The organism is Allobosea sp. P4_C6, assembly GCF_056402015.1.
This window is the reverse complement of the sequence record NZ_JBFUIF010000086.1, coordinates 1-8,501: the sequence shown is the minus strand read 5'-3', so window position 1 is coordinate 8,501 and position 8,501 is coordinate 1. Positions and strand designations below refer to the sequence as shown.

Annotated in this window: 10 protein-coding genes and 1 pseudogene; 6 read left to right on the top strand and 5 right to left on the bottom strand. The window is 60.1% G+C overall.

The genetic code is table 11. From position 1 onward, the window contains the following. Positions 1 to 10: 10 nt before the first annotated feature. Complete coding sequence (locus AC1DVA_RS25510; protein ID WP_265052962.1) at positions 11 to 313, bottom strand: DUF982 domain-containing protein; 303 nt, start codon at positions 311 to 313, stop codon at positions 11 to 13. Between the two features lie 304 nt (positions 314 to 617). Between AC1DVA_RS25510 and AC1DVA_RS25505 the strand changes: the two genes are divergently transcribed. Further along, positions 618 to 839 carry a hypothetical protein gene (locus AC1DVA_RS25505; protein ID WP_476807732.1) on the top strand — a complete coding sequence of 74 codons (222 nt, stop codon included), beginning with the start codon at positions 618 to 620 and terminating at the stop codon, positions 837 to 839. Between the two features lie 235 nt (positions 840 to 1,074). Here AC1DVA_RS25505 and AC1DVA_RS25500 read toward each other — a convergent pair whose 3' ends face one another. The 3 genes from AC1DVA_RS25500 to AC1DVA_RS25490 form a co-directional block, all read right to left on the bottom strand. Further along, positions 1,075 to 1,320 carry a hypothetical protein gene (locus AC1DVA_RS25500; protein ID WP_265052960.1) on the bottom strand — a complete coding sequence of 82 codons (246 nt, stop codon included), beginning with the start codon at positions 1,318 to 1,320 and terminating at the stop codon, positions 1,075 to 1,077. Next, positions 1,317 to 1,559: a hypothetical protein gene (locus tag AC1DVA_RS25495; RefSeq protein WP_265052959.1), complete on the bottom strand. Its 243-nt coding sequence runs from the start codon at positions 1,557 to 1,559 to the stop codon at positions 1,317 to 1,319. Before AC1DVA_RS25495 ends, AC1DVA_RS25500 begins: the two co-directional genes overlap by 4 nt. A gap of 62 nt (positions 1,560 to 1,621) precedes the next feature. Then, positions 1,622 to 2,125 carry a YciE/YciF ferroxidase family protein gene (locus AC1DVA_RS25490; protein ID WP_265052958.1) on the bottom strand — a complete coding sequence of 168 codons (504 nt, stop codon included), beginning with the start codon at positions 2,123 to 2,125 and terminating at the stop codon, positions 1,622 to 1,624. A 405-nt stretch (positions 2,126 to 2,530) separates the two neighbouring features. Here AC1DVA_RS25490 and AC1DVA_RS25485 point away from each other — a divergent pair, with 405 nt between their 5' ends. From AC1DVA_RS25485 to AC1DVA_RS25465, 5 genes and pseudogenes are all read left to right on the top strand, one after another. Beyond that, entirely contained in the window at positions 2,531 to 2,683 is a 153-nt protein-coding gene (locus tag AC1DVA_RS25485; RefSeq protein WP_476807731.1) for a hypothetical protein, read from the top strand. Between the two features lie 102 nt (positions 2,684 to 2,785). Further along, positions 2,786 to 3,953, top strand: a pseudogene (locus AC1DVA_RS25480) (zinc-dependent alcohol dehydrogenase). A gap of 151 nt (positions 3,954 to 4,104) precedes the next feature. Further along, on the top strand, positions 4,105 to 4,386 hold the full coding sequence (locus tag AC1DVA_RS25475; RefSeq protein WP_265052956.1) for a hypothetical protein: 282 nt from the start codon (positions 4,105 to 4,107) through the stop codon (positions 4,384 to 4,386). A gap of 428 nt (positions 4,387 to 4,814) precedes the next feature. Beyond that, on the top strand, positions 4,815 to 5,669 hold the full coding sequence (locus tag AC1DVA_RS25470; protein ID WP_476807730.1) for a class I SAM-dependent methyltransferase: 855 nt from the start codon (positions 4,815 to 4,817) through the stop codon (positions 5,667 to 5,669). 347 nt (positions 5,670 to 6,016) lie between these two features. Continuing rightward, entirely contained in the window at positions 6,017 to 8,047 is a 2,031-nt protein-coding gene (locus tag AC1DVA_RS25465) for a putative bifunctional diguanylate cyclase/phosphodiesterase (RefSeq protein WP_476807729.1), read from the top strand. Between the two features lie 183 nt (positions 8,048 to 8,230). On the opposite strand, the gene AC1DVA_RS25460 is transcribed toward AC1DVA_RS25465, so the two are convergent. After that, on the bottom strand, positions 8,231 to 8,501 hold a 271-nt coding region (locus tag AC1DVA_RS25460; protein WP_476807728.1), incomplete at its 5' end, for a LysR substrate-binding domain-containing protein.

Sequence of the window (8,501 nt, the reverse complement as noted above, 5' to 3'; positions counted from 1 at the left end):
CCTCTTCGCTTCAGGCGGTGCCGTGCGAACCTTTCCGTCCGCTGCTGGCAAACGCCGCGATGTCTGGAGCCAAAATGTCTTGCTTCTCAGCCCACGAGGCAAAGAGACCTTTCGCAGTCTCGGGCTCGATCTCACCGCGGACCGCCGCCAAGCAGGCCTTCACCGCAAAGGCGTGGCCAGGGTCTCGCTGGCTTTTCGGCCAATCGGCCAGGAACATGTACGCCTCCATCGCCGACGAGACGGCGGTCGGAATTCCGAGACCGGTTAGAATGACGACTGGGCGTTCAAATTCATCCGAAGGCGTTAGTGCCATAGCCACATCCTCCTAGAATCAACATGGATTTGGGTCCGCGCGGCCGTTGGCGCCCGGATCACGATGATTTAGGTGTCCCATGTTGAGTCGTTCAAGACCCGGTCACGCTTGGGTGGACAGGGTGTTTTTATCCCTCCTGCCGGGAACCTCAGCGTCGCGCCGCTGTTAACCGATGATCTCCTTCGGTTTGAACGATCTGCCCCGCTGGCTTCCGCCGGCGGGCTTTTTTTGTCTCGCTTCAGTCTTGCAGCGGTGATGCGACTGCCTAAATTTTCGGCCGCACACCCAGGCGGAGGAAGGAGCCATGCCATTCTCATCGTTGAGTGACCCGGTCGACCTGGCCCGCGCGCAAGCAGCGCTCGATGCAGCCTGGTCCGAGATTCGATCGACCATTCCCGATGCGTTTGACGAGCAAGAGCGAACCAAGCTGGCTTACATCGTAGCAAGCTTGGTCGCGGTCGCTGAGGATGAGGACGATCTGACGCTACGTGCGATCGAGCGATATCGACGCTCTGTCGTTGCATGAGTCTTTGCCGCGGCGGAACCCGACCGTGGCTTACCCCGTTGTGGCAGCGCTACCGCTGCTTGTTACCAAGCGCCGGCAGCGATGGTTATCTGCCAAGATGACCATCGAAGGGAGCCGACATTACCCCGCTGACTCCCTTCTGCTACCGCCGATCGGGCGTTAGCCGCGGATGTACCGGCAGCGCCTATCGGCCGGTAGACCATGGCACGTGGGGTACTGCTCCGAATGGTACCAATCAGTCCTTGTATAGCCTTCCGAGATTGCCTGGCAGTCCAGAGAATGGAAGGTCGTCCGGCCGCAGCAGGCTCTGGTCCTCCTCTGGACCATGAGCATTATCGCCCTTGTGGGCTTCATCCCAGTCGCGAATCTCCGCCGTAAGACGACTGAACTCCCGGGCCTCTTCGGACCCCTCGGATGCGTCGCTAAGAGCCACCGCGCGCTCAACGGCCGCACGATACTCGTCGTGGTCGAGGATCGTCATTGAACTGCTCTGAAATCATTTGAGCTTAGCCGGCCCGCCGGTTGTTCATCGAGCAATTCGGCAGCTGCCCGAATAAGCGTTTCCGGAGGCATCATGTCTTCCTGCAGATGCCATTCGACAAAATCGCGGCCTGTGCCGGATCGCTCCGCGAGGAGCGCAACCCAATCGCGTTCGGGAAAAGCCGAGTTCAGACGCAATGCCAAATCCCGGCCGGTGGTGATCGGCTCTGAAGGGTCCATGCTCGCCTCCTATATTGGCTCGGCGAAGAGAGGGCCCCATCCGACGAGATGGGGCCTTTGCATCACGCAGCCTTGCGATTGATGCCGCTGACAGCGAGTTCGGTGAGTTTCTTATCCGTGGCAGCTTCCTCGTCCAGATTCTGCTGCAGCAGGGCTGCGCAATCGTCGCGTCCGAGCTGCTTCGCCCAAGCCACGAGGGTGCCGTACCGGGTAATCTCGTAGTGCTCCACGGCCTGGGCCGCGGCGATCAAAGCAGCGTCCAGAACCTGCTTGTCGTCGACTTCGCCAGCGATGTCGTTGGCCTCCTCGAGGATGCCGTCGATGGCGGGGCAGGTAATTCCCTTTTCCTCGACGCCATGGAGCTTGAACACCTCCTTGAGTCGAGTGATCTGCCCTTCGGTCTCACGTAGATGCATTTCGAAGCCGCGTTTCAGATCCGGGCTCGTCGCCTTCGAGACCATGTCCGGCAATGCCTTCCGGATCTGATTCTCGGCGTAATAAATGTCCTGAAGGGTGTGGACGAACAGATCGTCCATCGTGGCGATGTCTTTAGTGAACCAACCCATGCCGCTCTCCATCTGATTGAATTGTTCCAGCCTGATGGTCGAACGGTGCCCTCAGTCACTTGTTCCAACCTGAATGGATGTGGGCATCGGTCTGCCTCCGGGGCCCAATCTCACCAGCGTTAGAGCGTTCGCGCGGCCGGAATCCCCCGAGTGTCAGTCGTTCGCCCATGATTAGGTTCGCGCGCGGGGGCGCCAGCTTTGAAGTTGCCGTCAGCAACCAGACGCGTCGCTAGATTTTGCCGAGGTCGGTGCGCTGGAAGAATCCACGGGTTCGACCGGAACTATGTCCGTTCGCTCTCAGTTGGTGGCGTATCTGGAGCCAGCGCGACAGAGAGCTGCCGCCGGCAATTCCCGACAATATGCAGACCGCCACTACTCCTTCGGCTGAGGCTCAAGGAGAATCCGATGTTTGTGCCGGTCGATCACCTTCACGCCGAACTGACGCCCTTCAGCAATTGTTTGGCGGGAAGGACAGCGATACGTCGAGCCGCAGAACATGTTCCAGAGCTTGAGTTTCCGCGCAGCAAGGCGAAGTCGCATTTGCTCTGCATCGCCTGAATACTAGTCAGCCACATCGCGGCTAGCCGGCCGGGCCTAAGACGTGGGCTAGTCGAGCAGCGCGAGCCGATCGCGAATTATCCCCAAAGAGGAGTACCCCCAATGCGCGCGCTATGCTGGCACGGCAAAGGAGATGTCCGAGTCGATACGGTGCCCGATCCCCGAATTCAGCATCCGCGCGACGCGGTGATCAAAATCAACTGCTGCGCGATATGCGGGTCGGACCTGCATCTGCTCGACGGATATCAGCCGACAATGGAGAGCGGCGATATCCTCGGTCATGAGAACATGGGGGAGGTTGTCGAGCTCGGCTCAGAGGTAACCAATCTCAAGATCGGCGATCGGGTTGTCGTGCCCTTCACGATCAGCTGCGGCGACTGCTGGTTCTGCCGGCAAGGAATGTTCTCAGCCTGCGACCGCACGAACCCAAATGCGGAGATGGCCGCGAAGGCCATGGGCCAGTCACCGGCGGGCTTGTTCGGCTTCAGCCATATGCTCGGCGGATATAGCGGTGGGCAGGCAGAATATTTGCGCGTCCCAATGGCCGATATTGGCCCGATCAAAGTCCCCGACAGCGTCTCGGACGAGCAAGCGCTGTTCCTCTCCGACATTTTCCCAACCGGCTATATGGCCGCGGAGAATGCCCAGATTCAGGAGGGCGACACCGTCGCAATTTGGGGATGTGGACCGGTCGGCCAATTCGCAATCCGATCCGCCTTCATTCTCGGCGCCGGCCGGGTCATCGCGATTGATGAGGTTGCCGAACGATTGGCGATGGCTGAAGCCGGCGGCGCCGAAACGATCAACTTCTCCAAACTGGACGTCTACGACGAGCTGATGGTGCGGACGAAGGGTCGAGGCCCTGACAGTTGCATTGATGCCGTTGGCTGCGAAGCTGCCGGCACGGCGCAGCTGATGCCATACTCGACAAGGTCAAGGCCGCGACGTTTCTCGCTACCGACCGGGTCCATGTTCTCCGTGAGGCGATAATGTGCTGCCGCAAGGGGGCACGGTTTCAATCCCCGGCGTCTATGTCGGAATGGGCGACAAGATCCCGCTGGGCGCCGCGATGAACAAAGGCCTGACTTCTAAAATGGGCCAGACCCATGTCCAAGCTTACACCAAGCCGCTGCTGGCCAAAATCGAGGCCGGAGAAATCGATCCRGGCTTCGTCATCACCGATCCGGCGAACCTTGAGGATGCCCCCGAAATGTACAGAAAATTCCGCGACAAGGAGGACGGCTGCATCAAGGTTGTATTGAAGCCATAGCGGGAGGTCTGAGCCGAGGGGAGCTGCGGCCGGGTCCGCGGTCGGGCGCTTGCTATCACTTCAATACACGCGCCTAATATGCATAGCGCTGCCTTTGCGCGCTACCTCCCGCCGATTGCGGTTCGGCCGGACAATCAAAACCGAGAACGTCATGAAATCCGGCCAAGGCAGGTTGATCCTGCGCGACGGCACGGACCTCCCGATTGCTTATCGCCTTGTCCACAATGAATACGGCTCGTGGTGCAGTGGCACCCTTATCGGTGATATTCGATCGGTCGACCCCGGCAGCTTCTCACTAGGAATGAGGGCGCAGTTGGGGAATGGTCACGAAATTGTCCTCCTTGTTACCGCCTACTCCGACCGCCATCTCAGCTTCGTGGCAAAATTCGACGGCTCGGCGGCTCATGGACCGTCAGTGTTCGCACCGGGTTAGCGTCTTGCCCGACGGCAGCTTGAAATAGCACTCGTCGTGGTATTCGACGGGAGTGCCATCTTCGAGTGAATATGAGGTGATCGAAAGACCCGGCCAATCTCGCCACACGATGACGTTAAAATGGCGGCCAGCTGTGTCCTGGCACCGCTCGGTGCAGAGCGCCCGCTTGACGAGGCTGGGGCGCTGATTTGGCCCGGCGGCTCCCCATATCGAAACCATGGCGATACCTCACAAACTCGCGCATTTGCGGATTCAAACGGACGGCCTTCGAGCGAGGTTCCGTAACGGAACCAATCATTCCGTCGCCCGTTGGCGACTCGGTTCGTTGCGTGGGTGTGTTCAATGTGAGCGTCAGGTTCTCGGAGCTGGGCCTGCTGTCGACACCCGTGCAGCACGGACGAGTGACGTCCTCATTCCAAGGCGGGCCAATGACCGACAAGCTAACCAGCCCCACGGTTGAGGCGACACGCAAACAATGGGACGCCGCCGCTGAAGGGTGGGACGCCCAATCTGCGGCGCTCGCGGCGTGGCTTTCGAAGCCGACGCAAACGATGTTTGACCTGGCGGGCGTCGAGCCGGGGGGATGCGTCCTGGACGTGGCCGCCGGCGCCGGTGACCAGACGATTGCGCTCGGGAAACGGTTGGGCCTGTCAGGTCGGATCGTTGCCACCGATCTGTCGCCGATGCTGGTCGATCGCCTTCAGCGCAACACCTTTTCTGCTGGCCTCTCGATCGTCGAAGGGCGGGTTGCGGACGCCCAGATGCCCCTGCCCGAGGTCGACGTCTTCGACGCAGCGATCTGCCGCCTGGGCCTCATGCTCATGCCAGAGCCGGCGCGTTGCCTCGCCGCTGTCCAAGCGGCGTTGAAGCCCACGGGCTGCTTCTCAGCCATGGTCTTCGCCGGGCCGGATCAGAATCCCTGTCTCCGCAGTCTCATGACGACAGCTTCACGCCATGCGGGGCTTCCGCCGCGAGATCCATTTGCGCCCGGCGGCCTTCTAAGCCTCGGGCGCGCGGGGGACCTCGACCAGCTATTTCTGGATGCTGGCTTCGGCGAAATTTCAACTGCTCGGCTTGAGGCTCCATTCCGCCTTCCATCGGTCGACGATTACGTCAAGTTCCTCCGGGTGGCCGCCGCGCCCGTAATGGCCATGCTGTCACAACTTGCACCGCCCGCTCAGGAGGCGGCCTGGGCGGATATACGCGACCAACTAGCGGTTTTTACGCAGCCGGACGGATGGAGCGGGCCGAACACTTTGCTCATAACGACAGGACGGAAATGATGTCGTGCACGGCTGGTGTTCGATCGCCCTTTCGCTCGCTCCGAACCGTTGCCGGTAGGAACACCTTCATCAGGCTTTTGCGCCGCGCGCTTGCCGACATCCTTCATCATGGCGAGCGCATCCTCGTAGCCGCCAGGTCTTGGTGGAGACTAAACGGCGCCTCGGGCAGCTGGGTAAAGGAAGGTCGTCCAAGCCACCGTTGGACACAGGATATCGGGCAAATCGATCTCGATCTTTCAGCATTTCGAAAGCGCGCGGCCATACCCTGATCGACCGTTAGCTTGGCGAGAGGCCGACGCTTGACTACTCAGCGCATGACTCGATCTTTCCCCGTGGACAGTGCTCTATTGAACGCTGTCCTGGAGCATGTGGACCAGGGAATTCTGATGGTCGATGCCAATGGTTATGTGGCCGTCTGCAATCAGCGCGCGATCGATCTGCTCGGCCTGCCACCCGACCTGATGCGTTCCAATCCATCTTTCGAGGCAGTGAAGAGATGGCAGATGGAACAAGGTGAATTTGGTACTGTCACCGAGGAGCTTCTTCGGGCCATCAAATATGAAGGGATACACGTAGAAATCCTGGACTACGATAGGCAGAGACCAGACGGCACGGTGCTGGAAGTTCGAACCAACCGCCTCCCCAACGGCGGAATGGTGCGCACCTTTACTGACATAACCATACGAAAAGCGGCCGAGAACGCGATCCGGGTGAGCGAGGAGCGCCTGCGGCTGGCTTTGCAGGCCAGCAGGATGGCTGCTTGGGAGCTCGATCTCGAGACGCAGTGGGTCGACCGCTCCGAGAATTCCATGATGCTGCTTGGCATTTCCTCGGGACCGGCAGGCGATTTCATCAACAGGGTCCATCCCGACGACCGAGGAATAGTGACGGCCTTCTGGAGCGCCGTCAGGTCGGAAGGGAGTGGCGCGGCCGAAGTGCGCTACCTTTCTCCTGACGGCTCGCAAACGTGGCTTGCTCTCAGGGCCGAGCGAAAGGACGAAAATCGGCTCATCGGACTGACCTTCGACATCGCAGATCGGAAGGCCGCCGAAGAGGCCATCTGGCGAACCGCCAATCACGACCCTCTGACGGGCCTGGCGAACCGGGCGCTCTTCCRGGCTCGCCTCAACGAGGCGCTGGCGAATGCCGGAATCTCTGGGGCCGGCGTGGGGCTGTTGCTACTGGATCTCGACGACTTCAAGGATGTCAATGACACGCTCGGCCATGCGGTTGGAGACCTCCTCCTTCAGGAGGCGGCCGTTCGGCTCAGAAGCTTTGTCGGAGAAGGCGATACCGTGGCACGCCTCGGGGGCGACGAGTTTGCCATCATACTCGCCGATATTTCAGCGGGAAGTGAAGCAACTGCCCTTGCTACGGAAATCGTAGAAGCTCTCCGTGCTCCCTTCCAGCACGAAGGACGAGCTCTTTCCACAACGGTCAGCATCGGGCTGGCAACCTTCCCTGAGCATCACCGCGATCCGGTCGAACTGATGAAGGACGCCGACATCGCGCTCTATCGCGCGAAGGAGCAGGGGCGCAGCCAAGCGGTTGCTTATACCAGCGCCGCCCGCGAGACGATGGAGCATCGCGTGACCATCGCACACGACGTCCGCGAAGGGCTCGCAGCACAGCAGTTCGTTCCCTATTACCAGCCAAAAGTGTCGTTGGTGACAGGCCGGATCGTCGGCTTCGAGGCCCTCGCGCGTTGGAACCATCCGACCAAAGGGCTTCTCACGCCTGACTATTTTGGCTCGATGTTCGCCGAGCAGGCCATTTCGATTGCTCTGGGCGAGCAGATGATCCGCCAGGTTGCGGCCGATGTTCGATCATGGCTGAATCAGGGTCTCGAATGCGGTCGCGTGGCGGTCAATCTGTCTTCCGCCGAGATCTCAGACCCGAGGCTCGCCGACAGGATTATCCGCATCCTGGAGGATACACGTGTCTCCTCGGCGCATTTTGAAGTCGAAGTGACGGAAACGGCTTTCCTCGGGCGCAGAACGGCGACGGCGTCCTTCATCCTGAACAAGTTGCACGACGCCGGCGTCTCCATCGCTCTGGATGATTTCGGGACGGGCTTTGCGTCGCTTCTCCATCTCAAGCAGTTCCCCGTGGACCACATCAAGATCGACCAGAGTTTCGTGCGGAACCTGATCAGCGACGACAGTGACGCTGCGATTGTCGCCGCCATCGTAAGCCTCGGTCACGCTATGGGAATGCATACGACTGCGGAAGGGGTCGAAAGCTCCCAACAGGCCGCACGCCTGCGAGAAGCAGGGTGCGATTCTGCTCAGGGCTATTTTTATGCGAAGCCGCTGCGAGGGGAAATGGTGCCGAAGACCATTCAGAGTTGGTTCCCGACAGGCAAGTCAGAGCTTTGAGGGTGAAAGTAGGAAGCGTGTATTGCGAGTTTACCGTTACTCGCCGTCTTCCCGGCTCCAAGTCACCGATGGTGTGCGCCACCAAGTAGCCGCAGGCTAAACTTGCGCCAACTGCTGACATGACGTCGCTGCCGCAAAGCAGACGCAGAACTTGTGACTATCGCCCAGAGCGATTTCGCTGTTTCACCGTTTGACGCGCAACGCGTCCACTAGCAAGGCAAAAGCCGGCGTAGGCTGCCGTCTGCTGGGGTAGTAGAGGTGATAGCCTGGATAGCTTGGGCACCAGTCTTCAAGGACGCTGACTAAGCGGCCGGCTTCCAGATGATGCCGAACTTTATCCCGCGGCAGGAAACCCAACCCAAAGCCATCCAGCGCTGCCTTCTCGATCAACTCGATCGTGTTGAACGCCAGCGGTCCGTCAGCGCGGACCTTGAGCTCGCGTCCGTCCTTGCTG

Bases quoted from the DNA above. Each gene is read 5' to 3' on its own strand.
- AC1DVA_RS25505 (WP_476807732.1), top strand. From the start codon at position 618: ATGCCATTCTCATCGTTGAGTGACCCGGTCGACCTGGCCCGCGCGCAA.
- AC1DVA_RS25500 (WP_265052960.1), bottom strand. From the start codon at position 1,320: ATGACGATCCTCGACCACGACGAGTATCGTGCGGCCGTTGAGCGCGCG.
- AC1DVA_RS25475 (WP_265052956.1), top strand. From the start codon at position 4,105: ATGAAATCCGGCCAAGGCAGGTTGATCCTGCGCGACGGCACGGACCTC.
- AC1DVA_RS25470 (WP_476807730.1), top strand. From the start codon at position 4,815: ATGACCGACAAGCTAACCAGCCCCACGGTTGAGGCGACACGCAAACAA.
- AC1DVA_RS25495 (WP_265052959.1), bottom strand. From the start codon at position 1,559: ATGGACCCTTCAGAGCCGATCACCACCGGCCGGGATTTGGCATTGCGT.
- AC1DVA_RS25490 (WP_265052958.1), bottom strand. From the start codon at position 2,125: ATGGGTTGGTTCACTAAAGACATCGCCACGATGGACGATCTGTTCGTC.
- AC1DVA_RS25510 (WP_265052962.1), bottom strand. From the start codon at position 313: ATGGCACTAACGCCTTCGGATGAATTTGAACGCCCAGTCGTCATTCTA.
- AC1DVA_RS25485 (WP_476807731.1), top strand. From the start codon at position 2,531: ATGTTTGTGCCGGTCGATCACCTTCACGCCGAACTGACGCCCTTCAGC.